This is a genomic window from Stenotrophomonas sp. RS-48 (genome assembly GCF_030053245.1).
Lineage (GTDB): Bacteria > Pseudomonadota > Gammaproteobacteria > Xanthomonadales > Xanthomonadaceae > Stenotrophomonas > Stenotrophomonas maltophilia_P.
On the sequence record NZ_JASGBV010000088.1, the window covers coordinates 15134 to 41805 of the forward strand.

Annotated in this window: 25 protein-coding genes and 1 tRNA gene; 7 read left to right on the plus strand and 19 right to left on the minus strand. The window is 68.0% G+C overall.

Features of this window, described 5'->3' with window-relative positions; all coding sequences use genetic code 11:
* Positions 1 to 94: 94 nt before the first annotated feature.
* From QMZ25_RS15705 to QMZ25_RS15720, 4 genes are all read right to left on the minus strand, one after another.
* Positions 95 to 179 (minus strand) — tRNA-Leu (locus QMZ25_RS15705).
* A 51-nt stretch (positions 180 to 230) separates the two neighbouring features.
* A complete protein-coding gene (gene secG, locus QMZ25_RS15710; protein ID WP_065175541.1) occupies positions 231 to 668 on the minus strand; it encodes a preprotein translocase subunit SecG in 438 nt (145 codons plus the stop codon).
* A 33-nt stretch (positions 669 to 701) separates the two neighbouring features.
* Positions 702 to 1457 (minus strand): triose-phosphate isomerase, encoded by a 756-nt coding sequence (gene tpiA, locus QMZ25_RS15715; RefSeq protein ID WP_053519907.1) that lies wholly within the window; start codon positions 1455 to 1457, stop codon positions 702 to 704.
* Positions 1458 to 2078: 621 nt separating this feature from the next.
* Positions 2079 to 3056 (minus strand): 2-oxoglutarate and iron-dependent oxygenase domain-containing protein, encoded by a 978-nt coding sequence (locus tag QMZ25_RS15720; protein WP_053520081.1) that lies wholly within the window; start codon positions 3054 to 3056, stop codon positions 2079 to 2081.
* Positions 3057 to 3205: 149 nt separating this feature from the next.
* On the opposite strand from QMZ25_RS15720, the gene QMZ25_RS15725 reads away from it, so the two are divergent.
* From QMZ25_RS15725 to QMZ25_RS15735, 3 genes are read left to right on the plus strand one after another with little or no spacing between them, the layout of a single operon-like run.
* A complete protein-coding gene (locus QMZ25_RS15725) occupies positions 3206 to 5089 on the plus strand; it encodes a DUF3413 domain-containing protein (RefSeq protein ID WP_283219917.1) in 1884 nt (627 codons plus the stop codon).
* A gap of 19 nt (positions 5090 to 5108) precedes the next feature.
* Positions 5109 to 6254, plus strand: a complete 1146-nt coding sequence (locus QMZ25_RS15730) for a glycosyltransferase family 4 protein (RefSeq protein ID WP_283219918.1) — start codon at positions 5109 to 5111, stop codon at positions 6252 to 6254.
* The gene (locus tag QMZ25_RS15735; protein ID WP_283219919.1) at positions 6247 to 7104 is read left to right on the plus strand and encodes a polysaccharide deacetylase family protein; all 858 of its coding nucleotides are present in this window, start codon (positions 6247 to 6249) and stop codon (positions 7102 to 7104) included. The genes QMZ25_RS15730 and QMZ25_RS15735 overlap by 8 nt, the downstream gene beginning before the upstream one ends.
* Positions 7105 to 7189: 85 nt before the next feature.
* Here the strand turns inward: QMZ25_RS15735 and glmM are convergent, their stop codons facing one another.
* The 5 genes from glmM to trpB all read right to left on the minus strand — a co-directional run bounded on the left by glmM (position 7190) and on the right by trpB (position 12347).
* Positions 7190 to 8554 carry a phosphoglucosamine mutase gene (glmM, locus tag QMZ25_RS15740; RefSeq protein WP_053520077.1) on the minus strand — a complete coding sequence of 455 codons (1365 nt, stop codon included), beginning with the start codon at positions 8552 to 8554 and terminating at the stop codon, positions 7190 to 7192.
* Positions 8554 to 9429, minus strand: coding sequence for an acetyl-CoA carboxylase, carboxyltransferase subunit beta (gene accD / locus QMZ25_RS15745; protein WP_053520076.1), 876 nt, complete (start codon positions 9427 to 9429; stop codon positions 8554 to 8556). The genes glmM and accD overlap by 1 nt, the downstream gene beginning before the upstream one ends.
* 203 nt (positions 9430 to 9632) lie before the next feature.
* The gene (gene trpA, locus QMZ25_RS15750; protein WP_065174902.1) at positions 9633 to 10442 is read right to left on the minus strand and encodes a tryptophan synthase subunit alpha; all 810 of its coding nucleotides are present in this window, start codon (positions 10440 to 10442) and stop codon (positions 9633 to 9635) included.
* 1 nt (position 10443) lies between these two features.
* Entirely contained in the window at positions 10444 to 11133 is a 690-nt protein-coding gene (locus tag QMZ25_RS15755; protein WP_065181848.1) for a hypothetical protein, read from the minus strand.
* Entirely contained in the window at positions 11130 to 12347 is a 1218-nt protein-coding gene (gene trpB / locus QMZ25_RS15760) for a tryptophan synthase subunit beta (RefSeq protein ID WP_053520073.1), read from the minus strand. The genes QMZ25_RS15755 and trpB overlap by 4 nt, the downstream gene beginning before the upstream one ends.
* 96 nt (positions 12348 to 12443) lie before the next feature.
* Here trpB and QMZ25_RS15765 point away from each other — a divergent pair, with 96 nt between their 5' ends.
* Positions 12444 to 13331 carry a LysR family transcriptional regulator gene (locus tag QMZ25_RS15765; protein ID WP_053520072.1) on the plus strand — a complete coding sequence of 296 codons (888 nt, stop codon included), beginning with the start codon at positions 12444 to 12446 and terminating at the stop codon, positions 13329 to 13331.
* 23 nt (positions 13332 to 13354) lie between these two features.
* On the opposite strand, the gene QMZ25_RS15770 is transcribed toward QMZ25_RS15765, so the two are convergent.
* The 8 genes from QMZ25_RS15770 to prmB all read right to left on the minus strand — a co-directional run bounded on the left by QMZ25_RS15770 (position 13355) and on the right by prmB (position 21361).
* Complete coding sequence (locus QMZ25_RS15770; protein WP_053520071.1) at positions 13355 to 14011, minus strand: phosphoribosylanthranilate isomerase; 657 nt, start codon at positions 14009 to 14011, stop codon at positions 13355 to 13357.
* Entirely contained in the window at positions 14008 to 14778 is a 771-nt protein-coding gene (gene truA / locus QMZ25_RS15775; protein ID WP_283219920.1) for a tRNA pseudouridine(38-40) synthase TruA, read from the minus strand. The genes QMZ25_RS15770 and truA overlap by 4 nt, the downstream gene beginning before the upstream one ends.
* A gap of 32 nt (positions 14779 to 14810) precedes the next feature.
* The gene (locus QMZ25_RS15780) at positions 14811 to 15170 is read right to left on the minus strand and encodes a VOC family protein (RefSeq protein WP_074900255.1); all 360 of its coding nucleotides are present in this window, start codon (positions 15168 to 15170) and stop codon (positions 14811 to 14813) included.
* Positions 15171 to 15196: 26 nt separating this feature from the next.
* Entirely contained in the window at positions 15197 to 17113 is a 1917-nt protein-coding gene (locus QMZ25_RS15785) for a FimV/HubP family polar landmark protein (protein ID WP_283219921.1), read from the minus strand.
* A gap of 70 nt (positions 17114 to 17183) precedes the next feature.
* Entirely contained in the window at positions 17184 to 18212 is a 1029-nt protein-coding gene (locus QMZ25_RS15790; RefSeq protein WP_053516858.1) for an aspartate-semialdehyde dehydrogenase, read from the minus strand.
* An 89-nt stretch (positions 18213 to 18301) separates the two neighbouring features.
* Positions 18302 to 19339, minus strand: a complete 1038-nt coding sequence (locus QMZ25_RS15795; protein ID WP_283219922.1) for a D-glycerate dehydrogenase — start codon at positions 19337 to 19339, stop codon at positions 18302 to 18304.
* Positions 19332 to 20435 (minus strand): chorismate synthase, encoded by a 1104-nt coding sequence (aroC, locus tag QMZ25_RS15800; protein ID WP_279942568.1) that lies wholly within the window; start codon positions 20433 to 20435, stop codon positions 19332 to 19334. The genes QMZ25_RS15795 and aroC overlap by 8 nt, the downstream gene beginning before the upstream one ends.
* Positions 20432 to 21361, minus strand: coding sequence for a 50S ribosomal protein L3 N(5)-glutamine methyltransferase (gene prmB / locus QMZ25_RS15805; protein WP_053516852.1), 930 nt, complete (start codon positions 21359 to 21361; stop codon positions 20432 to 20434). The genes aroC and prmB overlap by 4 nt, the downstream gene beginning before the upstream one ends.
* A 122-nt stretch (positions 21362 to 21483) precedes the next feature.
* On the opposite strand from prmB, the gene QMZ25_RS15810 reads away from it, so the two are divergent.
* Positions 21484 to 22134, plus strand: a complete 651-nt coding sequence (locus QMZ25_RS15810) for an SCO family protein (protein WP_065174897.1) — start codon at positions 21484 to 21486, stop codon at positions 22132 to 22134.
* Positions 22131 to 22973 carry an archaetidylserine decarboxylase gene (gene asd, locus QMZ25_RS15815; protein WP_053516850.1) on the plus strand — a complete coding sequence of 281 codons (843 nt, stop codon included), beginning with the start codon at positions 22131 to 22133 and terminating at the stop codon, positions 22971 to 22973. Before QMZ25_RS15810 ends, asd begins: the two co-directional genes overlap by 4 nt.
* 61 nt (positions 22974 to 23034) lie before the next feature.
* Here the strand turns inward: asd and QMZ25_RS15820 are convergent, their stop codons facing one another.
* Positions 23035 to 23382, minus strand: coding sequence for a ribonuclease E inhibitor RraB (locus QMZ25_RS15820; RefSeq protein WP_053516848.1), 348 nt, complete (start codon positions 23380 to 23382; stop codon positions 23035 to 23037).
* Positions 23383 to 23405: 23 nt separating this feature from the next.
* A complete protein-coding gene (locus tag QMZ25_RS15825) occupies positions 23406 to 25016 on the minus strand; it encodes a transglycosylase SLT domain-containing protein (RefSeq protein WP_065174896.1) in 1611 nt (536 codons plus the stop codon).
* A 123-nt stretch (positions 25017 to 25139) separates the two neighbouring features.
* On the opposite strand from QMZ25_RS15825, the gene QMZ25_RS15830 reads away from it, so the two are divergent.
* Positions 25140 to 26645, plus strand: coding sequence for a helicase HerA-like domain-containing protein (locus QMZ25_RS15830; protein WP_345782741.1), 1506 nt, complete (start codon positions 25140 to 25142; stop codon positions 26643 to 26645).
* Positions 26646 to 26672 lie beyond the last annotated feature (27 nt).

Genomic DNA, 26672 nt, shown 5'->3' on the forward strand with positions numbered 1-26672 from the left:
TCTGCCGCTGCGCCTGCAGGCGCTTTGGCATGGGGGAGTGGACGGGAATCGCCCTGGCGCATTGCGCGCCAGGTGAACCCGCTTTACTTACAAATGGTGCCCAAGAGGGGACTCGAACCCCTACGACTTGCGTCGCTACCACCTCAAGGTAGTGCGTCTACCAATTCCGCCACCTGGGCAAACGATCACATCAGACTATCTTCCCGATGCGCCGCGTATTGTAACCGGCTTCAGTCTTTCTGGGAGCCTTCCGACGGCTTTTCTTCACCAGAAACCGAAGATTCCGCCTGAGCCGGCACAGTCGCCGCCGGAACCGGGGCTGCCGGGACCTCATCGGCCTTCGGAACGGCCGGCAGTTCGCCTGCAGGGGCGGCCGGAGCGCTGGCCGCCGGGGCGGACATCAGACCCAGGTCCTGCTCGGCGGCAGGACGGCTGCCGTGGCCGGCATACCAGGCCATGAAGAGACTGATGCCGAAGAACACCACGGCCAGCCACTTGGTCGACTTGGACAGGAAGTTCGAGGCGCCACGCGCACCGAACACCGTTCCCGAGGCACCGGCACCAAAGCCCGAACCAGCCGCTGCGCCCGAGCCACGCTGCATCAGGATCAGCGCGATCATGGCTACGGCAACCAGCACGTAGACGACATTGAGGATCAACATCAGCATTGGAAATCCGCCCTCGGACAATACTTCTAGGATTTAGTTCGCGGCCGCCGCCTTCGCGATGGCCAGGAAGTCCGCGGCCACCAGGGAGGCGCCACCGACCAGCCCACCATCGACATCCGGCTGCGCGAACAGTTCCCCGGCATTGTCGGGCTTCACGCTGCCGCCGTAAAGAATGGGCAGTGAATCAGCAATTCTAGCATCGATGCGCGCGACTTCGCCACGGATGAACGCGTGCACCTGCTGCGCCTGCTCCTTGCTCGCGGTGCGGCCGGTGCCGATCGCCCAGACCGGCTCGTAGGCGACCACGGCGCTGGCGAAGCCGTCGGCACCGACGAGATCCAGCACCGGCGCCAGCTGGCTGGCGATGACCGATTCGGTCTGTCCGGCCTCGCGCTGCTCCAGGGTCTCACCCACGCACAGTACCGGCACCAGGCCGGCATGCAGGGCAGCGGCGAACTTGCGGGCAACCAGTTCGCTGCTCTCGTGGTGGTACTGGCGACGCTCGGAATGTCCAACCAGGCCGTAACGGGCACCGACCTCGTGCAGCATGGCCGCGCACACTTCGCCGGTGTAGGCCCCCTTCTCGTTGCTGCTCACGTCCTGGGCACCGAAGGTCATGCCGGTCGCGCCGAACTCCTCGACCAGCTCGCCCAGGTACGGCAGCGGCGGCAGGATGACGACATCGACCCCGTCCAGCGGCAGCCCCGCAGCCACCTGCCCCAGCAGTTCATTGGCGAATTGACGGCTGCCATGCAGCTTCCAGTTTCCGGCGACGATCTTGCGGCGCATGAGCGGGTGGCTCCTGTGTGAAGTCAGCCGGTCATGATACCCGTTACGGCAAAAATCCGTTTCCGTGTAAGCGGTTACATGGATTTCCAGCCAACGGCGCGGCCCCTCGTGGCGGGGTGGGGTTGGTCGCGAGGAGCCCCGGGTAGTTGATCGGCCTGGCCGGGCGGGCGGGACTGCGCAGGGGACGCTGCAAGTACGTCCCTGTAAGCTCGATCGCCGCATCCATGCGGCTCACGCCCCTGCGCAGCCCCACCCGCCCGGCTTCTGACACATTCCGGCGGTTCCGCCCGCCACGGAAAGAGAAAAGAAGATCAAAGGCAAAAGCGGCATTGCGGGTGACTGCCGGGGTCAGATCCGGATCTGACCCCTGCCCCACCCCGGTGTGACAGATCTCATCCATCCGTCACCGGGAAACTGTCGAAGGCGGGGGGGTGTCGGATGGCGGGGTGTCCGCGGCATGGATGCCGCGGCCAAGCCCCCAGGGATGGGTTTACGGCGTCCCCGCCATCCGACGCCTCCCCGCCTCCCCACTGAACATCCCAGAGCCGCTTTGGCTTTGGCTCGCCGGGCACGGCCCGGCGCTACCCGTAATGGAAAGGCCGCCTCGCGGCGGCCTTTTCATTACTTCAGCTTGATCTCGCGCAGGCGTTCCTCGAGGAAGCCGTGGGCGGTGATCGGCTCCGGATACCGGCTCGGGTTCTCCGGGGTGATGCAGGACGGCAGCACGTCGATCAGGAAGTCCGGGTTCGGGTGCAGGAAGAACGGCACCGAGTAGCGCGGCTGGCGGGCCAGCTCGCCCGGGGGATTGACCACGCGATGGATGGTGGAGGGATACACGTGATTGGTCAGGCGCTGCAGCATGTCGCCGATGTTGACCACGATGGTGTCCGCATCCGAGGTGAAAGGCACCCACTTGCCATCGTGCGACTGCACCTCCAGGCCCGCCGCACTGGCACCGACCAGCAGGGTGATGAAGTTGATGTCGCCATGCGCACCGGCACGCACGTTGGGAATGTCGTCGGTGGTGATCGGCGGGTAATGGATCGGGCGCAGGATCGAGTTGCCGAAATTGGTCTTGTCGGCGAAGAAATCCTCCGGCAGGCCGATGTGCAGCGCCAGCGCCGACAGCACGCGCGACCCGAGGTTGTCCAGCGCCTGATACAGGCCGTAGCCCCGCTCACGGAAGCCCTCGACCTCGGTCGGCCACAGGTTCGGCGGCATCACGTCGCGGTACCTGGAGTCGTCGCCGATCTCCCGGCCGATGTGCCAGAACTCCTTCAGATCGAAGTGCTTGGACCCCTTCGCGGTTTCCACGCCGAACGGGGTATAGCCACGTGCACCGCCCCCGCCGGCCACGTGGTACTTCCGCTTGATCTCCTCCGGCAGGGCGAAGAAGGCCTTGAAGACATCGTAGGCCGCGTCGATGTCGGCCTGCGGAATGCCGTGGTTGCGGATGCCCGCGAATCCCCATTGGCGATAGGCCGCCCCCAGCTCGGCCACGAAGGCCTCGCGGTCGCTGTCAAAACGGGTGATGTCGAGGGTCGGGATCTGGCTCACAGCGGTTCCTGGCTTGTCATTGGGTCTGGAGGGCCGCCGCATTCAGGGCCCACCTGAACATTGTGACAGATCGCCCGCAGGTCGACACCGATACGTTGAAACAAACCGATACAATGCGCGACCCGCGCGCGGATCCGCCGGCCGCGGCGGCGCCGCCCCCTTGTCCCGCTCCTGCTGAACACGTACCGACGATGCCCTCCGCTCCACCCGCCGCCGATCCAGCTTCCCGACCCGGTTGTACCCAGCACTGGCGCCGGCTGGCCTGGTGGTCCTTGTTCGTGGCGGCAAACGCCGTACTGGCAGCCGTCATCACCCTGGGCAACGTGCCGCTGCGGGACAACCCCGGCGGCCCCGTCGGCCTGGCGTATCTGGCCGTTGCCCTGCCCGGCCACCTGCTGGCGTTCGGCGCGCTGGCCGGCCTGCTGCCGCTGCTGCTCGGTCTGTGGGCCCGCAGCGCGCGTCCTCTGAGCATCGGCGCGGTGGTGCTGCAGGGCCTGTGGCTGTGCCTGCTGCTGGTCGATGCCAAGGTGTTCGCGCTGTACCGCTTCCACCTCAATGCCATGGTGGCGAACATGGTGTTCGGCGGCGCGCTGCACGATCAGGTCGCGCTGTCGTGGAAGACCTGGCTGCAGGCTATCGCCCTGGTATCGGCCATCTTCGCCGCCGAAGCCCTGCTGGCGTGGGCCTGCTGGAAGCTGCTGCCCGCCCTGCCCCGACGGCGCCACGTCCTGCAGGCATGGACACTGGTCATCCTGCTGATGGCAGGTGGCCAGGTGGCGACCGCCTATTACGATGCACGCGGCGAGCGTGACGTGATCAGCCAGTGGAACTACCTGCCCTGGGCGCAGCCGATCACCGCCAAGAGCTTCATGCGTCGCCTGGGCGTGGTCAGCCAGCAGCAGGCGGGCCTGCCCGACCCCCGCCATGCCCAGCTGCACTACCCGCTGCATCCGCTGCGCTGCCAGAGCCACCAGCGGCCGAACGTGCTGATGGTGGTACTCGAATCACTCCGCCACGATGTGCTGACGCCACAGATCATGCCGAACACCACGGCATTGGCGCAGTCCTCCCGCGTCTACGAGCATCACTTCAGCACCGGCAACGCCACCCGCTACGGCCTGTTCGGCCTGCTCTACGGCCTTCCCGGTGGCTACTGGGCAAGCATGCTTGACGAGCAGCGTGGCTCGCAGCTGTTCCAGGTCCTGGGACAGCAGGGCTATGACCTGCACCTGTACGGCAGCGCGCCGATGTACAGCCCTGAATTCGACCGCACCGTGTTCGCCGATGTCCGTGACCAGCTGCACCAGGGGCCGTCGGCACTGAAGCCCGATGGCCGCGACCGTGCCATCGTCGCGTCGCTGCAGCAGGACATCCGTAGCAGCCAGGCCGCGCAGCGCCCGTGGTTCGGTTTCGTGTTCCTCGACTCCACCCACGCGCCCTACCACCTGCCGGCCGACTATCCGCCCCTGGCCACGCCGATGGCCGCGGACATCGACTTCCTCAAGTTCGGGCCGGACCACGATCCGACGCCGGAACTGAACCGCTATCACACCTCCGTCCACTACGCCGACAGCCTGGTCGGATCGCTGCTCGATACCCTGCGTGCGCAGGGCCTGGAGCAGGACACCATCGTGCTGGTCACTGGCGATCACGCAGAGGAGTTCAACGACCTCGCGCTGAACTACTGGGGCCACAACGGCAACTTCTCCGACTACCAGTTGCAGGTGCCGTTCGTGCTGCACTGGCCGGGCGAGGCCAGCGGCCGTGATGCGCGCACCAGCTCGCATGAGGACTGGGTGCCCACGCTGATGCGGCACGCACTGGGCTGTGAGAACCCGCTGGCCGACTACAGCACCGGCCAGGATCTGCTGGCGGCCCCGGAAGGGCTCCGTGCCCTGGTGGTGGAGAGCTGGTCGCAGCGCGCCGTCCGCCACGGCGATGCCCTCTACGTGTTCGACAAGTTCGGCAATGCCACCGCGCTGGATCGGCACTATCGCCCACTGCCACAACAGGCGCCGGACGCAGCCGCGATCCGTTCCGCCTGGGAGGCGCTGACGCGCTTCCGCAATCGTTGATATCAAGGATCGAGTCCGCATGAAACGTTCGCTGCGCATCCTGCACACCGAAGCCGCCAAGGGAATGGGCGGGCAGGAGATCTACATCTTCCGCCACATGCAGGCCATGCGCGCGCGCGGCCACGACGTCTCGCTGCTGTGCCAGCCCGAGGCACGGCTGGCGCAGGTGGCGCGCGATGACGGCTTCACCGTGCATACGCTGCGCATGGGAGGGCTGGCGCGCCTGCTGCGCGGCATCTGGTCGGTTTCGCGCCTGGTACGCCGCGAACGCTATGACGTGGTGAACACCACCAGCCGTCGCGACGCCTTGATTGCCGCCGCCGGCGCCCGCCTCGGCGGTGCGCCGCTGGTGGTGCGCTCGCGCCACCTGATGAGTCCGGTCAACTCGCTGCTGACCTATACCGGCCTGCCGCACCGGGTGCTGACCGTCAGCAGCTTCGTCAAGCAGCTGCTGGCCGACCGTGGCATTCCCGCTGAGCGCATCGGCATCGTGCCGCCGATCGCGGTTCCACCGCGCTGGACCGATATCCGCAAGGAAGATCCGTGGCAGTGCCTGCAGGACGTGCGTGCCGAAGTCCGTGCCGAGCTCGGCTTCGGTGAACAGGACATCGTGGTCGGCTGCGTGGCGGTGCTGCGCGAGCCCAAGGGCCATGCCGATCTGCTGCAGGCAATGGTGCCGCTGTGCAAGGCCAATCCGAACCTGCACCTGGTGGTGATCGGCGACGGGCAGCCAGTGATGGAGCGCCTGCAGGCGATGTGCGCCGAGCACGGCCTGCAGTCGCAGGTCCACCTGCTCGGCTACCGCGACGGCGCCTGCCGGCTGATGGCCGGCTTCGATATCTTCGCCCTCGCCTCGCACAAGGAAGCCGCCGGCACCGTGTTCCTGGAAGCGGCGTACGTCGGCGTGCCGATCGTGGCGACGCGGGTTGGTGGCGTGCCGGAGATGGTCGTGGACGGCAGCAATGCGATCCTCACCCGGCTGGGCGACAATGCTGCCCTGGCGGGCGCTCTGCGCCTGCTGGTGGACGATCCGGAACGGCGCCGGCAGATGGGCCGTGCCGGCTGGGAATGGATGCGCGCTGCGCACCGCTTCACACCCACCGGCCACGGCGAGACCACCGAACACTACTACCGCCAGTGGCTGAAGGAGCTGGGACATGGCTGATGCCCGAACCGTACCGGTGCTGATGCACCATCACGTCAGTCCGTCGCCCGGCATGATCACGGTGTCGCCGGAGAATTTCGAAAGCCAGATTGCCTGGCTGGCCAACAGTGGCTGGACCTCACTGACACTGGAGCAGTACGCCGGGTTCCTGGCCGGCAGGCCGGTGCCGCGCCGGTCGATCGTCATCACCTTCGACGATGGCTACCTGGACAACTGGGTCTACGCGCATCCGATCCTGCAGAAGTACGGCATGCACGCGGTGGTGTTCGTGGTCACCGGATGGATGGGCGAAGGCCCGGTGCGGCCGCATGCAGGCCTGCCCGGCGCGGTACTGCCGGCAACGCCGGACCATAGCGGCTGCGAGGCCGCCATCTACGAGCAGGGGCGCAGCGACGATGTGATGATGCGCTGGAGCGAAGCGCGCGCGGCGATCGACGCGGGCACCTTCGAGGTGCATTGCCATACCCACACCCATACACGCTGGTTGCGCCGCGAAGACCTGGACCGCGCGCAGCGCCGGGCCGGCATCAGCAACGACCTGGCCCTCTCGCGCCAGGTCCTGCAGGACAAGCTGGGCGCAGTTTCGGACACATTGTGCTGGCCGTACGGTGACTTCGACGATGACCATGTCGAAGTCGCGCGCGAGCAGGGGTTCCGTTACCTGCATACCACCCACCCGTTCGGCCGCAACGTGATCGGCGGCGATCCCGAACGCATCTACCGCTTCGCGATCCGCAACCGGCCGGCCAGCTGGTTGCGCAAGCGCATCGCGCAGAGCTACAACCCGTTGATCGCGCCGCTGTTCAACGGCTTCAAGGCCCGCCAGAAGAAGATGGTGCCGGGCCCCTGAGTCCGCCTCGGCCCAGCAGCGGCCCTCTGAACAGACAACGCCCCGGTCGTCCGGGGCGTTGTCCGTTGCGGAACCACCTGCGGGCTCAGGCCGCGGCGGCGGCCTTCACTGCGGCCGACAGGCGATCCAGCGTGTCCTGCATCAGTGTTGCGTCATCGGCCTCGACCGTCACCCGCACCACCGGCTCGGTGCCGGACGGGCGCAGGAATGCGCGCCCACGGCCGGCCACGGCCTGCTGCGCCTCCAGCAGTGCCGACTGCACGCTTTCGGCCTGCACGGTGGTCTTGGCCGAGACATTGCCCAAGCGCACGTTCACCGTCTTCTGCGGGACCTTCACCAGCGGCTGCAACGCCTGCCGCAGTGTCTGTCCGCTGCTGCGCAGCGCAAGCAGGACCTGCAGCGCACTGACGATGCCGTCACCGGTCGTGGCCCGGTCCAGGCACAGCAGATGGCCCGAGGCTTCGCCACCGAGCACGCCGTCACCTTCGATCAGCGCCTGGTGCACGTAGCGGTCGCCGACGTTGCTGCGCTGGAACGGGATCTGCAGGTCGGCCAGCGCCTTCTCCAGTCCATAGTTGCTCATCAGCGTGCCGACCACCGGCCCACGCAGGCGACCTTCCGCCTGCCAGGTGCGTGCCAGGATGTACAGCAGGTCATCGCCGTCGACCGGATTGCCCTGGTCGTCAGCCATCAGCACGCGATCGCCGTCACCGTCGAAGGCGATGCCGAGATCGGCACGGGTCTCGCGGACCTTGGCGGCGAGGTTGTCGATATGGGTCGAACCGACGCCGGCATTGATGTTCACCCCGTTCGGCTCGGCACCGATGCCGATGACCTCGGCACCCAGCTCGCGGAACAGCAGCGGGGCGATCTGGTAGGTGGCACCATGCGCGCAGTCCAGCACCAGACGTACGCCACGCAGATCGAACGCACGCGGCACGCTGGCCTTGCAGAACTCGATGTAGCGGCCTACCGCCTCGCGCGCGCGCGACGCCTTGCCCAGCCGCTCCGATTCGGCCGTGGTGAACGGCACGTCCAGTGCGGCTTCCAGCGCCAGTTCGGTGGCGTCGTCCAGTTTCTCGCCCTGTGCGGAGAAGAACTTGATGCCGTTGTCGTAATGCGGATTGTGCGAAGCACTGATGACGATGCCTGCATCAACGCCCAAGGTGCGGGTCAGGAACGCCACCGCCGGGGTGGGCATCGGGCCCAGCAGCTGCACATCGGTGCCGGCAGCGACCAGGCCCGCCTCCAGCGCCGCCTCGAACATGTAGCCGGAAATGCGGGTGTCCTTGCCGATCACCACGATCGGGCGGCGCCCGTCCTGGCCGTGCCGGGCCACCAGCACGCGGCCCAGCGCATTGCCCAGGCGCAGCACGAAGTCGGCCGAGATCGCTCCCTCACCGACACGTCCGCGGATGCCATCAGTACCGAAGTACTTGCGGCCTCCCATCAAGCCACCTCCGGCGCCGGCTGGCGGCCCAGCATCGCCAGCAGGTCGGACAGGCGGTCACGCATTTCGCGGCGGTCGCAGATCTGGTCGATGGCACCATGCTCCAGCAGGAATTCCGAACGCTGGAAACCTTCCGGCAGTTTCTCGCGCACGGTCTGTTCGATCACGCGCGGACCGGCGAATCCGATCAGCGCCTGCGGCTCGGCGATGTTGATGTCACCCAGCATCGCGAACGAGGCCGACACGCCACCGGTGGTGGGATGGGTCAGCACCGAGATGTACGGCAGGCCGGCTTCACGCAGCTTGCCCAGCGCAGCCGAGGTCTTGGCCATCTGCATCAGCGAGAACAGGCCTTCCTGCATGCGCGCGCCGCCACTGGCGGAGAAGCAGACGTAAGGCGCGCCGATCTCCACGGCAGCCTCGGCCGCCAGCGAGAAGCGCTCGCCGACCACCGAACCCATCGAACCGCCCATGAAGGCGAAATCGAACGAGGACGCGACCAGCGGACGGCCCTTGAGCAGGCCGCGCATGGCGATCAGCGCGTCGTACTCGCCGGTGTTCTTCTGCGCGATCTTGATGCGCTCGCTGTACTTCTTCTGGTCCTTGAACTTCAGCAGGTCGGTCGGCCCCAGGCGCGCGCCGATCTCGGTGGTGCTGTCCGCATCGAACAGCGCGGCCAGGCGCGCGCGCGCGCGGATCGCCATGTGGTGGCCGCACTTCGGGCAGACCTCCAGGTTCTCTTCCAGTTCCGGCCGGTACAGCGCGCTGCCGCAGTTGCTGCACTTTTCCCACAGGCCCTCGGGGACGCTGCGCTTCTTGCTGGGGGTGTTGTCGGTGCGGATGCCGGACGGCATCAACTTGCTGAGCCAACTCATGCGGGAGGACACTTCCGTTCAGGGCGGCCCGGGGGCCGCAAAGGCGGACAGTCTAGCTCCGCTTTCCCCGCCCGTGCACCCCTTGCCGGCCTGTGGGCGGCGGCGGAAAAACCATGCTGGGACGTACGTTTAGCGCAGGCAGCGCCGGGCCACGCCCGGCGGATACGCCGCAGCGCACCGTCGGGCATGGCCGGGCGCTGCCGTCAGGCGTCCAGGGCCTGGCGCAGGGGCGCCAGGAATGCGTGCGCCCGCTGGGCCGCCTCTTCGGCCGAGGTCGCTTCGGCCAGTGCCGCGACCAGGGCGCTGCCCACCACCACACCGTCTGCCTCGCGCGCCATGGCCGCCGCACTGGCGGCATCGCGGATGCCGAAGCCGGCCACCACCGGGACCGTGGCCCGTTCACGCAGCGCCTGCAGGCGTACGCTGGCGGCCTCGCTGTCGAGGCGGTCGGACGCACCGGTGACACCGGCAAAACTGACGTAGTACAGGTAGCCCCGCGCCAGCGCGAGCAGCTTGTCCGCGCGTGCCGGGCTGGTGGTCGGGGAGGCAAGCAGGACCAGGGCCAGGCCTTCCGCATCAAAGGCCTGCTGGGCTTCGCCGGCTTCCTCCGGCGGCAGGTCGACCAGCAGCACGCCATCCACGCCGGCGCTCACCGCGGCCTTGGCGAATGCCGCGTAGCCATGGATCTCCACAGGATTGAGATAGCCCATCAGCACCACCGGCGTCTGCGCATCGCGCTGGCGGAACTGCGCTACCGCCTGCAGGACGTAACGGCTGCCTGCACCGCGCGCCAGCGCACGTTCGGAACTGCGCTGGATGGTCGGGCCGTCGGCCATCGGATCGGAGAACGGCACCCCCAGTTCGATCACATCGGCGCCCGCCTCAACCAGTGCATGCATGACCGGCACGGTTGCTTCCAGCAGAGGATCGCCAGCGGTGACGAAGGGAATCAGTGCCTTGCGCTGCTGTTCGCGCAGGCGCTGGAAACAGGCGTCGAGTCGGGATACGGGCATGTCAGATACATCCTTCGATCAGGTCAACGGCGCCGCTGGCGCCCCAATGCATTCTGGATACGGTGCCATCCACGATCTCCACGCGGATCGCCAGATCGGAACCGGGGTCCTGCCAGAGCAGGGATTCGCCGGCGTCGGCATCAACGCCCAGCGCAGCTGCGATGACGCCCCGCGGCATCTGCTGCAGCACCTGCGCACGCGGCATGTCCAGGCGCAGTCCGAACGGCCCGGGCTGGGTCACCACCAGGCCCGAATCGTCGATCGGAGCCAGGTCGAAACGCACCACGTTGCCGTCCTGCACCAGCATCGCCACGCCCTCGGGCAGCGTGCCGCGCTCGTAATAGTCGCAGCGCCCGGCCGTCGCCTCGGCGAGGCCAGCCGAGTGCCACTGCGCCTCGGCCTGCAGTTCGCTGAAAGGCTGGCCGATCAGCACCTCGCCGGCATGGTCCAGCGCGACCGAAGCCACCGTCGGCGCGGGCCCGTCATCCGTGACCTCCCCTGCTGCAGGCAACGGTGCATCCTCGATCGGGTGATGGGCGGCATCGTCGTCGTTGCTGGCCACCTGGCGGGCCGGGGCGATGGCCGCCGGAGACGTCGCCGCGGGCGCCAGCACCGGCGGATCGGGCGGCGTGCAGCCGCCCAGCCCCACTGCCAGTACCAGCGCGCCACCATGGCGCAGCATGGGACTCACAGCACCAGCCCTTCGCGTGCGGCGATGGTATGCACGTCCTTGTCGCCACGCCCGGACAGATTGCACAGCACGATCTGGTCGCGCGGACGCTCGCGCGCCAGCTTGATCGCCTGCGCCAGCGCGTGGCTGGACTCCAGCGCCGGCAGGATGCCCTCGGTGTGTGCCAGCAGATGGAACGCCTGCAGCGCTTCTTCGTCGGTGATGCCGAGATAGCGCGCGCGCCCGCTGTCGGCCAGGAACGCGTGCTCCGGGCCGACCCCCGGATAGTCCAGGCCGGCCGACACCGAGTGGGTCTCGATGATCTGGCCGTCGTCGTCGCACAGCACGTAGGTGCGGTTGCCATGCAGCACGCCGGGACGCCCTGCTGCGATCGAGGCGGCATGGCGGCCTGTGTTGATACCGTCACCGGCCGCTTCGGCGCCGACGATCTCGACCTGGCGGTCGTTGAGGAAGGCATGGAACAGGCCGATCGCGTTGCTGCCGCCCCCCACGCATGCCGTGATCGCATCCGGCAGCCGGCCATACTCGGCCAGCATCTGTTCGCGTGCTTCGCGGCCGACGATGGCATTGAAATCGCGCACCATGCGCGGATACGGGTCCGGGCCGGCCACGGTACCGATGATGTAGAAGGTGTCCTGCACGTTGGTCACCCAGTCGCGCATCGCTTCATTGAGCGCATCCTTCAGGGTCGCCGAACCGGAGGTGACCGGCACCACCGTCGCGCCGAGCAGCTTCATCCGGTAGACATTGATCTTCTGCCGCTCGATGTCGGTGGCGCCCATGTACACCACGCACTCCAGGCCCAGGCGTGCGGCAACGGTGGCGCTGGCGACGCCATGCTGGCCGGCGCCGGTCTCGGCGATGATGCGCGTCTTGCCCATCCGCGCCGCCAGCAGCGCCTGGCCGATGGTGTTGTTGATCTTGTGCGCACCGGTGTGGTTCAGGTCCTCGCGCTTGAGCAGGATCTGTGCGCCGCCGACGTGGTCGCTCAGGCGCTGGGCGTGATAGATCGGGCTCGGCCGGCCCACGTAATGAGCCAGATCGCGGTCGTAGGCCGCCTGGAACGCGGGGTCCTGGCGGGCCTGGTCATAGGCCTGGGCCAGCTCCTGCAGCGGACCGACCAGGGTTTCGGCGACAAAGCTGCCGCCATAGCGGCCGAAGTGGCCCTGGGCATCCGGGAAGGCGTGGTAGTCGGCAATGGGGGAGGCAGACATGGCAGGGACCGGTGATTCAGACAGGTGGATACTCTAGCGCACGGGTCATGACCGGAAAATGGATATTATCTGGCACCTATCGTCAGGAAATCTCACATGAGCCGATCCCTGCTGCCGCCACTCAATGCCCTGCGCGCGTTCGAGGCCACCGCCCGTCTGGGCGGTGTGGGCCGCGCCGCGCAGGACCTGCATGTCACCCACGGTGCAGTCAGCCGGCAGCTGAAGCTGCTGGAGGATCATCTGGGCCTGGCCCTGTTCCAGCGCGCCGGGCGTGGCCTGCGCCTGACCGCATCGGGAACACTGTTGCAGGCGGCCTGCAGCGAAGCCTTCGCCGGCATCGAAGACTGCGTGCGCGAGCTGCGGCGGCCCGCGGCGTCGCCAGCGCTGGTACTGGGCTGCAGCGGCAGCGTGCTGGCGCGCTGGATGATTCCGCGCCTCCCCGCCCTGCAGGCCGCACTGCCCGGTGTGCGCCTGCAGTGGTCGGCACTGGACGGTAGCTTCACCGAGGCGCAGGCGGCACTGGATGCGGTCCTGCTGCTGGCGCAGGGGCCGTGGCCACGGGGCTGGCAGGTGCGCGAGCTGGCGCCCGAGCGGGTGGGCGTGGTGGTGGCACCGTCACATCCGGCGGCGCAGCGCCTGCGCCATGTGCCGCCCTCGGCACTGCTGCAGGAGACGCTGCTGCACACCAGCTCACGGCCACAGGCGTGGCCGACGTGGGCGCAGGCGCACGATCTCGACCCCGCCCGGCTGCGGCTGGGCACGGGTTTCGAACACCTTTACTACCTGCTGGAAGCGGCGGTGGCCGGGCTGGGTCCAGCGATCGCGCCGGAGCCGCTGGTCGCTGAGGATCTCGCGGCAGGCCGGCTGCTGGCCCCATGGGGTTTCGCCGCCACGGGCGGCTTCTGGGTCCTGGCGCGGCCGGAGGGCCAGGCCGACGCACGCGTCGACGCCCTGGCGGACTGGGTCGCGGCCCAGCTGAGGTAACGTGACGCCGCAGCCTCCCGGTCCTACTCCAGCACGGTGCAGTCGGCGCGGCGCACTTCCTCGACGAAGGTGCGCATCCTGTAGCCGTCCTTGATGCCCGGCTCCAGTTCAATGCCGCTGGAGACGTCGACGCCCCACGGAAGGGTCGCCAGCACCGCGTCGTACACATTGTCCGGGGTCAGACCGCCGGCCAGCAGGAATGGCCGATGCAACCCGGTCGGAATGCGGGTCCAGTCGAATGCAACACCGGTACCGCCACCGCCCCCCGGTGCATGGCTGTCGAACAGGAAGCCGGCCGCGCTCGGATAGCGCAGTTGCAGGGTACGCGCGTTGACTTCCTCACGTCCCCCCATCGCGACCGCCTTCAGGTAAGGCATGTTGAAGCTGCGGCAGAAGCTCTCGTCCTCCTCGCCATGGAACTGCAGCAGGGTGGGCCGCACGGTGCGCAGCACTTCGCGCACCTCTTCCTTGCTGTTGTTGCGGAACAGCGCCACCACGTCGACCATCGGCGCGATCGCCTGGCGCATCGCGCGCGCTTCGGCGGGCGCAACCCGACGGCTGCTCTCGCGGGCGAAGATGAAACCCACCGCATCCACGCCGAGCTCGCCGGCCAGGCGCACGTCGCCGGCACGGGTCATTCCACAGAACTTGATGCGTGTACGGTAGTAGGAGCGGCTCATAGCGTGACCTCGGCGGGCAGATGCCAGTTGTCGGGGTACAGCGGTCCAAGAAACACCAGGCCCTGCGGCGGTGCAGTGGGACCGGCTACGGTGCGATCCCTTCCGGCCAGCAGCTCGGCGATCCACTCCACCGGTTTCTCGCCGCTGCCGACCAGGATCAGCGAACCGACGATATTGCGAACCATGTGATGAAGGAATGCATTGCCTTGTACCGCCACCTCGATCACCTCGCCGTGGCGGCTGACCTGCAGTGACTGCAGCTCGCGCTGCGCATGCAGGGCCTGGCACTGGACCGAGCGGAACGCGCTGAAGTCGTTCTCACCCAGCAGCGCCTGCCCGGCCGTGTGCATCAGCGTCGCGTCCAGTGCGCGACGCTCCCAGCTCAGCGTCTGCCGGTCCAGCGCCGGCCGTACTTCGCGATTGAGCAGCCGGTAACGGTAGCGGCGCGCCCGCGCTGAGAACCGCGCATGGAAATCCTCCGCCACCGGTACGCACCAGCGCACCGCGATCGAGCGCGGCAGGCGGGTGGTGGTACCCAGCATCCAGGCGCGCGGGTCGCGCACTACGTCGGTATCGAAATGCACGACCTGGCACTGGCCGTGCACGCCGGCGTCGGTTCGGCCAGCGCAGACCACCTGCAGCGGCGCGTCGGCCACCGAAGACAGGGCCTGCTCAAGACTGGCCTGGACGCTGGGACCGCCCTCTCCCAGGTTCTGCCAGCCTCTGAAATCGCTGCCGTCGTACTCGACGCCAAGCGCATAACGCATGTGCTACCTCGATGTTGCGGAGTGGACGACGCTCAGGCCGGATCGCGTTCCGACCAGACCGCCAGTTCATTGCCACCGGGTTCGACGAACTGGAAGCGGCTGCCGCCCGGGAAGGAGAACACCGGCCGCACCACCTCACCACCCGCCTGGCGCACGGCCATTTCGGCGGGGGCCAGCTGATCGGCGTACAGCACCAGCAGCGGGGCACCTTCAGTAGCGCGTTGCGGCTGGCCGCGGAAGAAGCCCCCCTGCAGGCGACCATCGTCGAAGGCGGTGTAGTCGCTGCCGTAATCGACGAACGACCAGCCGAACACCTTCTCGAAGAAGGCACGGCTGGCGGCCGGGTCGCGGGACGCGAACTCAACATAGTCGATGCGACGCTCGCGGGTCATGGCAGGGTCCTTGTCGAAGGTATCGGTCACGGCAGCCGGGCCAGCAGCTCGCGCGCCTGCGCCTGGCAGTCCGGGTCGCCCTCTTCGGCAACCTCCAGCAGCAGGGTACGCGCGGTCTGTGCGTCGCCCAGATCCAGGTAGGCGATCGCCAGCTCCAGGCGTTCCTGCCCGGCGCGGGGCGACCAGGTGTCGCCGGCATCCTCCACCGACGGGGCGTCGTTGTCCTGCAGATCGGCGGGCAGGTCGAACACGCCGCGGAACTGCGGCTGCTGCTCGGCATGGAGCGCGTAGTCCGGGACCGAAACCCCGGAATCGGCTTCCTGGGCCGTCGGCCGGCCAACACCCCTCTCGTCCACCGGTTCGTCCCAGCGCGGCAGGTCGGTCACGGGTTCCGGCAACGGTGCCTCGTCCTTGCCATCGCCCGACGGCTGCTCGTCCGTGCCGCCCGATCCGTCTTCGGATCGGGCGTCGGCGATCGTCGCCCAGGCCGGCATCGCCGGCTCCTGGCGCCCGCTGTCGGCATCGGCGGTAGACCACGCAGACTGCTCGGCCAGCGTATCGAGCGCGGCACCGGCCGGCACGGCCGCCGCCAGAGCTGTGGCATCGTCTTCCTCGCGCAGCGGCGGCAGCGGCGATGGCTTGCGACGGCGCAGCAACCATGCGGCGCCTGCCAGCACCAGCAGCACCGGCAGTCCCAGCCAGTACCACGGCGTTCCGGCGTCACGCGCGCCCGGCGCCTGTGCCAGCCGTTGCTGGGCCGCCGCCAGGTCGTTGTCCTTCATCGCGATCAGCGACTGCTGTTGTGCCTTCAGCGTTTCCAGTTCGGCCACACGCTGTTTCAGCTCGCCGATCTCGGCATCGCGGGTGGCGATGTCCTCGCGCGCCTGGCGAAGTTGTTCGTTGCCCAGCATGTCACCCTCGCTGCCGGCTCCGGTGCCGGTGGTTGTGCCCGCGTGCGCGGCGTCGGACGCCAGCGCCGGGGCGATCTCAAGTCGTGCCCCGGCCGCGGCGGCCGGAGAAGTGGCCCGCGCAGCGACCGCAGGTGCAGGAACGCCTGCCGGCTGCGGCACGGTACGCGCCTGCCGCCACTGCGCGGCGTGTTCGCGGACCAGGGCACCGGCTTCGGCCGCATCCACCGCCGCCAGCGCGTCACTGCCGGGCATGCGCAGTACCGCACCCTGTTTGAGCAGGTTGATGTTGCCCCGGATGAAGGCCTCGGGATTGGCACGCAGCAGCGCAATCATCGCCCGGTCGCGGCTGACCTGGTTGCCGCGGGCGACCGCGCTGGCGATCTGCGACAAGGTCTGCCCGCGCTGCACGGTGATGCTGCCATCGGCAGCCGGCGGCAACGACGGTGCAGCGGCAGCGCGCGGACGCACCGGTGCAGCCGCCGTGGTCGCACTGGCCGGCGTCCCGCCCTGTGCAGGCGCCGGTACCGCCGCCTCGGCGGGCGGATCGCGGGCGATGGTATTGGAGAGCGTGCCCGCCGGTGCGACGATTTCCGGTTCCGCCACGGCCAGCGCGCTGGAGGGCGCATCGATCAGGGCCGAATACTCGCGCACCAACCGTCCCTGCCCCCAGTCGGCCTCGACCAGGAAGCTCAGCGACGGCGTCTCCACCGGCATCTGCGAGGTGACCCGCACCACGGCCCGCCCCTGCGCATTGCGGGTCAGCTCGAACTGGAGCTCGCCCACCAGGCCGGTCGGCTGTTGCAGGCCGACACGTTCGAACGTGGCTGGCGATGCCAGCGCCACGCGCAGATTCTCCAGCTCCGAAGGATCGGCGGACACCACCGGAATCTCCGCCAGCAGCGGCTGACCGGGTCTGGACAGGACGCGGATGTCGCCCAGCCCCAGCGCGAACACCGGACTGCTGGCCAGAGCCAGCAGTGCGGCAGACAGATAGGTGAGCGGGCGCGATGCGCCCTTGGCCCGTTTATTCATGGGCGACACTATAAAGCGTGCGGACCGGGGTCCGCACGCACAGAGCAGCCCAGGGCGCCCGGGCTGTCGATCAACGCTGCTCGGCAGCGACCAGCTCTGCCAGCTGCACCGCGTTCAGGGCTGCACCCTTGCGCACGTTGTCCGACACGATCCACAGATTGAGGCCACGCGGATGCGACAGATCCTCGCGGATGCGGCCGACGTACACCGCATCGGTTCCCGATGCGTGGGTGACCGGCGTCGGATAGCCGCCGGCTTCATGGCGGTCGACCACCTCGATGCCGGGCGACTGTTCAAGCAGCGCACGGGCCTCGGCCACGGTGACCTTGTCGCGGGTCTCGATCGCCACCGACTCGGAATGGCCGTAGAACACCGGCACGCGCACCGCGGTCGGGTTCACCAGGATGCTGTCGTCGCCCAGGATCTTGCGGGTCTCCCACACCAGCTTCATTTCTTCCTTGGTGAAGCCGTTGTCCTGGAAGTCGTCGATGTGCGGGATCAGGTTGAAGGCGATCTGCACCGGGAAACGCTGCGGATCGATCTCCTGGAAACTCAGCAGCTGGCCGGTCTGCTTGCCCAGCTCCTCCAGTGCGGAGCGTCCACCGCCGGACACCGACTGATAGGTGGAGACGTTGATGCGCTCGATGCCATAGCGACGATGCAGCGGCGCCAGCGCGACCAGCATCTGCATGGTCGAGCAGTTGGGGTTGGCGATGATGCCGCGCGGACGATTGCCGATCTGGTCCGGATTGACCTCCGATACCACCAGCGGCACGTCATCGTCGTAACGGAAGGCCGAGGAGTTGTCGATCACCACCGCACCGGCGGCGGCGAACTTCGGTGCGTACTCCTTGGAGACGCTGCCACCTGCGGAGAACAGGGCGATCTCCACACCCTTCGGATCGAAGCTCGCCAGGTCCTGGATCCTGACCTTCTCGCCGTTGAACTCGACCTCACCACCGGCCGAACGCTCGGAGGCAAGCAGGCTCAGGGTTCCGACCGGGAAACCGCGCTCGGCCAAGATGGCCAGCATGGTCTCGCCGACGGCGCCGGTGGCACCGACGATGGCGACATGGAAGCGGCGTTGTGCATTGCTCATGGGGGAACTCTCAAGAAAACGGATGGGAAAAATTCACGCACGACAGCTGGGTTCGGGGAACCTCCTCGGACGGAACGCGCGGAGGCTCCCTATCGTTTCCCGTTTTTTTTGCCCAGGGCGGCACGTGCGGCCAGCGCTGCGTCGGCATTGATCGCGCTCGGCATGTGCGCCGGCCCGCCGGCCAGGCCGAGCGCGGCCAGCAGGTTGTCCACGGCCCGCTGCACCATCGCCGTACGCGTGGCCAGCGAAGCGCTGCCGATGTGCGGGGTCAGCACGACGTTGCGCAGCGCCAGCAGTTCCGGGCGTACGGCCGGCTCGCCTTCGTAGACGTCCAGCCCGGCAGCGGCCAGGCGCCCCTGGGCCAGTGCATCGGCCAGCGCTGTTTCGTCGACCAGGCCTCCGCGCGCGATGTTCACCAGCGTGGTCGTCGGTTTCATCTTCGCCAGCGCAGCGGCGTCGATCAGGTGGTGCGAGGCCGGGGTGTAAGGCAGCACGAGCACCAGATGGTCGGACTGCGCCAGCAGCGTATCCAGATCGACATAAGCGGCACCGACTGCTGCTTCGGCATCTGCTGGCAGTCGCGAGCGGTTGTGGTACAGCACCTTCATGCCGAAACCATGCGCGCCGCGACGGGCGATGCCTTGGCCGATCCGCCCCATGCCGAGAATGCCCAGGGTGCTGCCGTGGATGTCGGCACCGAGCATGGTCTGGAACGACCATTGCTGCCAGTGCCCTTCACGCAGCCAGCGCTCGGATTCGGTGATCCGGCGCGCGGCGGCCATCAGCAGTGCGAAGCCCAGATCGGCGGTGGTCTCGGTAAGCACGTCGGGGGTATTGCTGGCCAGGATGCCCGCCGCGCTGAGCGCGGTCACATCCAGGTTGTTGTAGCCCACGCCGACGTTGGCAACGACCTGCAGCCGCGAGGCATTGGCCAGCTCGGCCGCGCCGATACGCTCGTTGAGGGTGATGATCGCGCCATCGGCGCTGGCCAGTTGTGCGGCGATCTGCTCAGGCGACCACACGGTGACGGCGTCGGTGGTGCGCAGCTGCACGCGATCACGCAGCGGCGCGATGACCGCCTCGATCAGCGGCTGGCTCACCCACACCGTCGGCCGCGTTTCAGCCATCGACCTGCCCGGGAATGCGGGGCGTGATGGTGCCGACATCGCCGCATTGCGCGCGGTGACGCAATGCCTGGTCCATCAGCACCAGCGCCACCATCGCTTCGGCGATCGGCGTGGCGCGGATGCCGACGCAGGGATCATGGCGGCCAGTGGTGACCACTTCGACCACGTTGCCGGCGGTGTCCAGCGATGGGCCCGGCAGGCGCAGGCTGGAGGTCGGCTTCAACACCATCGACGCAACCACCGGCTGGCCGGTGGAAATGCCGCCCAGGATGCCGCCCGCGTGATTGCTGGCGAAACCCTGCGGGGTCAGCAGGTCACGGTGTTCGGTGCCCTTCTGGGCCGCGCTGGCGAACCCGTCGCCGATCTCCACGCCCTTGACCGCGTTGATGCTCATCAGCGCCGCCGCAAGCTCGCCATCGAGCTTGCCGTAGATCGGCTCGCCCCAGCCCGGGGGCACGTTGTCGGCAACCACGTCCACGCGCGCGCCGACCGAATCGCCGGACTTGCGCAGCGCATCCATGTACGCCTCCAGCTCCGGCACCTGCGCGGCGTGCGGCCAGAAGAACGGATTGTCTTCCACCGCCGACCAGTCGAAACCTGCAGGAGTGATCCCGCCCAGCTGCGACAGATACCCGCGCACGGTGACGCCGAAGCGCTCGGACAGCCACTTCTTGGCGACCACGCCCGCGGCCACGCGCATGGTGGTCTCGCGCGCCGAGGAACGGCCACCGCCCCGCGGATCGCGGATGCCGTACTTGTGCCAGTAGCTGTAGTCGGCATGGCCCGGCCGGAACTGCTGGCCGATGTTCGCGTAGTCCTTGCTGCGCTGATCGGTGTTGCGGATCAGCAGCGCGATCGGCGTGCCGGTGGTCAGGCCCTCGTACACGCCGGACAGGATCTCGACCTCATCGGCCTCGCGCCGCGCCGACGTGTGCCGGCTCTTGCCGGTGGCACGGCGCTGCAGATCGTGGGCAAATTCGGCCGCGTCCAGCGCCAGCCCGGGCGGACAGCCATCGATCACGCAGCCGATGGCCGGCCCGTGCGACTCGCCGAACGTGGTGACGGTGAACAGCTTGCCGAACGAATTGGAGCTCACGGCCGTTGCGCCGCCAGTTCGGTGATGCGGGCGCTGTGGGCGATCAGCTCGCGGCATTCGACCGCGAAAATGCCCATCTGCCCGACCTTGAACTCGATCCAGGCGAAGTCCACTTCCGGCAGCAGCTTGACCAGGTGCTGCTCGGACTCGCCCACTTCGCAGATCAGCAGGCCGTCCTCGCTCAGGTGCAGCGGCGCATCGCGCAGGATCTTCAGCACCAGGTCCAGGCCGTCATCGCCGGCACGCAGGCCCATTTCCGGCTCGTAGGAATATTCCTGCGGCAGGGCATCGGTCTCGTCGTTGGTGACGTACGGCGGGTTGGTGACGATCAGGTCGTAATGGCGGCCGGTCAGGCCACTGAACAGGTCGGACTTGATCAGCGTGACGTTGTGCGCCTGCAGGCGCTCCTTGTTCTCTTCGGCCAGCGACAGTGCGTCGTCGCTCAGGTCCACGCCGTCCACCTCCCAGTTCGGGTAATAGTGGCCCATTGCGATGGCGATGCAGCCCGAACCCGTGCACAGATCCAGCGCGCGGCTGACGTCGCGGCCGGCCAGCCATGGTTCGAAACCACACTCGATCAGCTCGGCGATCGGCGAACGCGGCACCAGGGCGCGCGCGTCGCTCTTGAAGCTCAGGCCGGCGAACCACGCCTCGCCGGTCAGGTAGGCGGCCGGGATACGTTCGTCGATGCGGCGCTGGAACAGCTCCAGCACCCGCACCTTCTCCTCCTGCAGCAACCGCGCCTGGCCATACGCCGGGCCCAGGTCATGCGGCAGGTGCAGGCTGTGCAACACCAGTTGGGTCGCCTCGTCCAGGGCGTTGTCGTAGCTGTGCCCGAAGGTCAGCCCGGCGGCGTTGAAACGGCTGGTGCCGTAGCGGATCAGGTCGATGATCGTGTGGAGTTCGGCGGCCGTTTCAGCGGTCATGGCGGTACTGCGGGCAAAGTGGCCCCCGATTATAGGGGCTGGCGCCTGCGCCGGCATCCGTTGCGACGGAAACGATCAGGCCGCAGCCGGTATGATGGGGACCACTTCGCGCGGGGGCTCCCATGTTCAATCGCAACGTCGGCATCATCCTGCTGATCGCCCTGGCGGCGGGCCTGGGCCTGCTCGCCGCGCAGCAGGTCTTTGCTCCGAAGCCCCCGGCCGGCCAGCCGGCCACCGAAGCGATCACCCTGTACCCGCAGCCGCGCGAGCTGCCCGACTTCAACCTGGCCCAGTCCGATGGCACGCGGCTCATTCCGGGCGAGTTGAAGGGCCATTGGACCCTGGTGTTCCTGGGGTTCACCTTCTGCCCCGACGTGTGCCCGACCACCCTGGCCGAACTGGCCGGTGCGCAGCAGCAGTGGGAAGCACTGCCCGACGGGCTGCGTCCGCGGGTGCTGTTCGTCTCCGTCGATCCCGAGCGCGACAGCGCCACCCGCCTTGGCGAGTACGCGCACGGCTTCCACAAGGACACCCTGGCGGCCACCGCCGACGTCCCTTCGCTGGAACGCTTCGCCACCGCACTGGGCTTCGTGTTCCAGAAGGTGCCGGGCAAGCATTTCGATGAGAATCCCGAGGATTACACCGTCGAGCACTCGGCCAGCCTGGCCGTGCTCGATCCGCAGGGCCGGCTCGCCGGCCTGGTGCGCCCCCCGTTCAACGCGCCGGCGATCGCCCGCGACCTGCAGAAGCTGACCGAGAAAACCGCCCCATGAGCCTCACCACCGCCCTGACATACGCCCTGCCCCATCGCCTGTTGTCCTCGATGGCGCGCTCGCTGGCGTACTCGGACAACCCGCGCGTGTCGCGCTGGCTGATCGACACCGTCAGCCGCAGGTTCAACGTCAATCTGGACGAAGCCGCCAACCCCGACCCGCGCAGTTACGCCACCTTCAACCAGTTCTTCACCCGTGCGCTGAAACCGGGTGCACGCGTGGCCGATGCCGATCCGCGCACCCTGGTGATGCCGGCCGACGGCCGTGTCAGCCAGCTCGGCAACATCGAGGCCGGCCGCATCTTCCAGGCCAAGGGCCAGTCGTTCACCGCCGCCGAGCTGCTGGGCAGCGCCGAGGACGCCAAGCCGTTCAACGACGGCCTGTACGCGACCGTCTACCTGTCCCCGCGCGACTACCACCGTGTGCACATGCCCTGGACCGGCACCCTGCGCGAGACCGTGCATGTGCCAGGCCGCCTTTTCAGCGTGGGTCCGGCCGCCGTGGCAGGCGTGCCACGCCTGTTCGCACGCAACGAGCGCCTGGTCTGCCATTTCGATACCAGCTTCGGCCCGATGGTGAGCGTGATGGTCGGCGCGCTGCTGGTCTCCGGCGTGGAGACAGTGTGGAGCGGCGAGGAGATCCCTCAGTACGGTGACCGCATCACCCGCAAGGACTATCGCGGCCAGGGCATCCGCCTGGAGCGCTTCGCGGAGATGGCACGCTTCAACTATGGCTCGACCGTGGTCGTGCTGCTGCCGCCGGGCGTGGCGGAGTTCGCTCCACACCTGGCTGCGGAGTCACCGGTGCAGCTGGGCCAGGCCCTGGCCACGCTGCGCTGACAATCCCGCCACCGGGTTGCTGCGCAGCGCCGGGCACGCGCCCGGCACTACGCACAGGCCCCTACTGCAGGGTGGGGGCCGGGCCGACGTCCATGCCGTCGTAGTCTTCCACACCCATCTGCGCTGCCAGCGCTGCCAGCTCCTGGTTGCGGCGATCCAGCGACGCTTCGTCGTGGACCTCCACGCGCTCCACATGCAGCACGTGGAACGGCGCGTCCCCCTCGTCCGGCTCCTGCTCGAACACCTCCACCAGGGTGTAGCCCTGCGCCTGCAGATGCGCGGCCAGTGCCTGCAGCGGCTCGGCAGTGGAATGCACGAAGAAATAGCCCCACAGCAGCGGGCCGCTGATGTCCCAGTCGGTGTTTTCGCGCAGATTGGCGAACAGGTTGCGGGTTGCTTCAAGGTCCATGGCAGTTCCAGAGGTCGTGGAGATTACTTTTCGCAGCCCTGCAGCTTCAGCACCTGGCCGTGGCGCAGGCTGTAGGCCGGTGCCTTCAGACCGTTGGCGCGTGCCAGCGTCGGCACGTCGCACTGGAACTTGGCCGCGATGCGGCCCAGCGTCTCGCCGCGGCCGACCTTGTAGCTGCGTGCCGGCTTCGGTCGCGCGGCCGGTGCCGGCCGAGGCGCGGCCACTGCCGCCACCGGTGCGGTCGGTACGCTGGTCGAACTGGCCGCATCGGCCACCGGCACCACGCCGCCCACCGCCACGCTGCCGGTGTAGCTGGCAGCGCTTGGCCGCACGATGGCGGCATTGAGGTCGGCCGTGATCAGGGTGCGCGCCAGGTCGGCACGCGGTCCGCTCACGCAGTTGCGCTGATACAGGCTCGCGATGCGGGTGGTTGCGTTGATCAGGGTGCCGGCCGGAATCCAGCCATCGGCCTCATAACGCGGATTGAGGTTGCGCAGCGCACGCATGTAGCCATCACGGGTACCGTGGCTGCCCAGGCAGATGGTCAGCTCGTAGATGGTGGTCGAGCGCGCCAGGCGCAGGGTGGCCGGCTGCGCGCTGATCTTCGGGAACTCCACGCCGTACTGCTGGGGGTGCAGGAAGATCCATGCCGCAGCGATCACCATCGGCACGTAATCCTTGGTTTCACCGGGGAACTGGTTGTAGACACGGTCGACCCAGAAGCTCTGCCCCGGATTCTCGCGCGCCACGCGCAGGGCGCGCCCTTCACCCCCGTTGTACCCGGCCAGCGACAACTCGATGTTGTTGTTGAGCTCGCGCATGCGCTCGTTGAGATAGGTCGCACTGGCTTCAGCAGCGCTGTGGGCATCAAAGCGGGTATCGAACCCGGTGCCGTCCGGACCGAGGCCGAAACGCCGCCCGGTGGCCGGCATGAACTGCATCAGGCCGGCGGCGCCAGCGCGCGAGGACGCATGCACGCGCCCATTGGATTCCTTGGCCATGATGCCGAACAGGAGCGCTTCGGGCAGGCCGCGCTTCTCCCACTCCGGCCACATCACGGCACGCAGGTTCTGGTAGTTCTCGTAGCTGGTCAGCAGCGCCGGACGCATGTCGGTCAGCCAGCGGCGGATGCCGGCCTGGACGGCCGGGTTGTACTCGACCATGTTGTCGAAGGCGTGCCGCTTGTCGTTGAGCAGTGCCGCTGCGCGTGCGGCTTCCGGCACGTCGGCGGTCAACGGACCGATATGGTCGGGGTCGGCTTCCAGCCGCTCGGCGGGCAGTTCACCGCCCTCGTCTTCGGCGGCCGCATCGGCATCGCGCTTGAGCAGGCGCTTGTAGGTGGCCAGCATGTTGCTCATCTGGCAACCCTTCTGCTTCACGCACTCACTGATGACATCCTCCATGTCCTCCAGCGCCGCGTCGGCCTCGTTGCTGCCCTTGGGGTCGGCGTTGGCCACCAGCAGCAGCGCATCGCTGTAACGCTTCTCGGCAGCCGTCATGCGCTGCTGCAGGGCATCTACCTTCACTTTGTCCCGGGCGGAAACCCGCTGGGCGTGGGCATCGGGGGCCAGGGAAACCAGGCCAGCCAGGGCCAGCAACGGCCAGGTGCGGGAAATCAGGACAGGAACGGGCATTTTTGGCACTGTGTGCGAAACAGGCAGGCAGAGTAGCGGCGCCGCCAAGGTCGGGGCAAGCCGACCTTCGGGCCGTCATCGCTGCCGGTTAACATTGGGCGCATTCACCACAAGGGCTGGACCATGGATCCGATTCTGCTCGGCAAAGGCATCACCGACGATGTGGCCGTCACCCTGCTGCCGAAACTCGGCAACCGCCACGGGCTGGTGGCGGGCGCCACCGGCACCGGCAAGACCGTGACCCTGATGACCCTGGCAGAAGGATTCTCGCGGCTCGGGGTTCCGGTGTTCCTCGCTGATGTGAAGGGCGATGTGTCCGGCCTGGCCGTGCCCGGCACGGGCAGCGAAGCGCTGCTGAAGCGCGCCGCGGACATCGGCGTGGCCGACTATGCGCCGGCGGGCAGCCCGGCCATCTTCTGGGACCTGTACGGAAAACTCGGCCACCCGGTGCGCACCACCGTCAGCGAGATGGGGCCGACCCTGCTCGCGCGCATCCTCGAATTGAATGACACCCAGGCCGGCGTGCTGGACATCGTGTTCAAGCTGGCCGACGACCGCGGCCTGCTGTTGCTGGACATGGATGATCTGCGGGCCCTGCTCGGCCTGGTCGCCGAAGAGCGCAAGGACATTTCCACCGAGTACGGACTGGTCAGCGCGCAGTCGATCGCAGCGATCCAGCGTGCCGTGCTGCGGCTGGCGCAGGACGGCGGTGAGAATTTCTTCGGCGAGCCGGCACTGGAACTGGCCGACATCATGCGGGTCAATCACGACGGCCGCGGTGTGATCGGCATCCTCGCCGCCGACCAGCTGGTGCTCAAGCCCAAGCTGTACTCGACCTTCCTGCTCTGGCTGCTGTCGGAACTGTTCGAACAGCTGCCGGAAGTGGGCGACCTCGACAAGCCCAAGCTGGTGTTCATCTTCGACGAGGCCCACCTGCTGTTCGACGATGCGCCTTCCTCGCTGGTGCAGCGCATCGAGCAGGTGGTGCGACTGATCCGCTCCAAGGGCGTGGGCGTGTACTTCTGCTCGCAGTTCCCCGACGACGTGCCCTCCAACATCCTGGGCCAGCTCGGCAACCGCGTGCAGCACGCGCTGCGGGCCTTCACGCCGCGCGACCAGAAGGCGGTCAGGACCGCTGCCGAAACCTTCGTGCCGAACCCGAAGCTGGATGTCGCCAAGGTGCTGAGCCAGCTCGGCACCGGTGAAGCACTGGTTTCCACGTTGCAGGACAAGGGCGTGCCGATGCCGGTCCAGCAGACGATGATCGCGCCGCCCCGCTGCCGGATGGGGCCGGTCACCGAGGCCGAGCGCGCGCAGGTGCGTGCCGGCAGCCCGGTCGGCAGCCGCTACGACACGGCGGTCAACCGTGAATCGGCCGCCGAGCTGCTGGCCCAGCGGGCGCAGAAGAGCGTGGAGCAGGCCCAGACCCCGGCCTCGCGCAGCCGCGAGCAGGACGAGGCACAGGAAGGTGGATTCGGCCAGGCGATCAAGGATGCGATCTTCGGCACCAAGCGTCGCCAGGGCATGATTGAAACCATGGCCAAGCAGACCACGCGCACGGTCGGGACCAAGCTGGGCAACCAGATCGTGCGCGGCATCCTGGGCGGCATCTTCGGCGGCAAGCGCTGAGGCCCTTTCGTATTCCTGAGAAGAAGC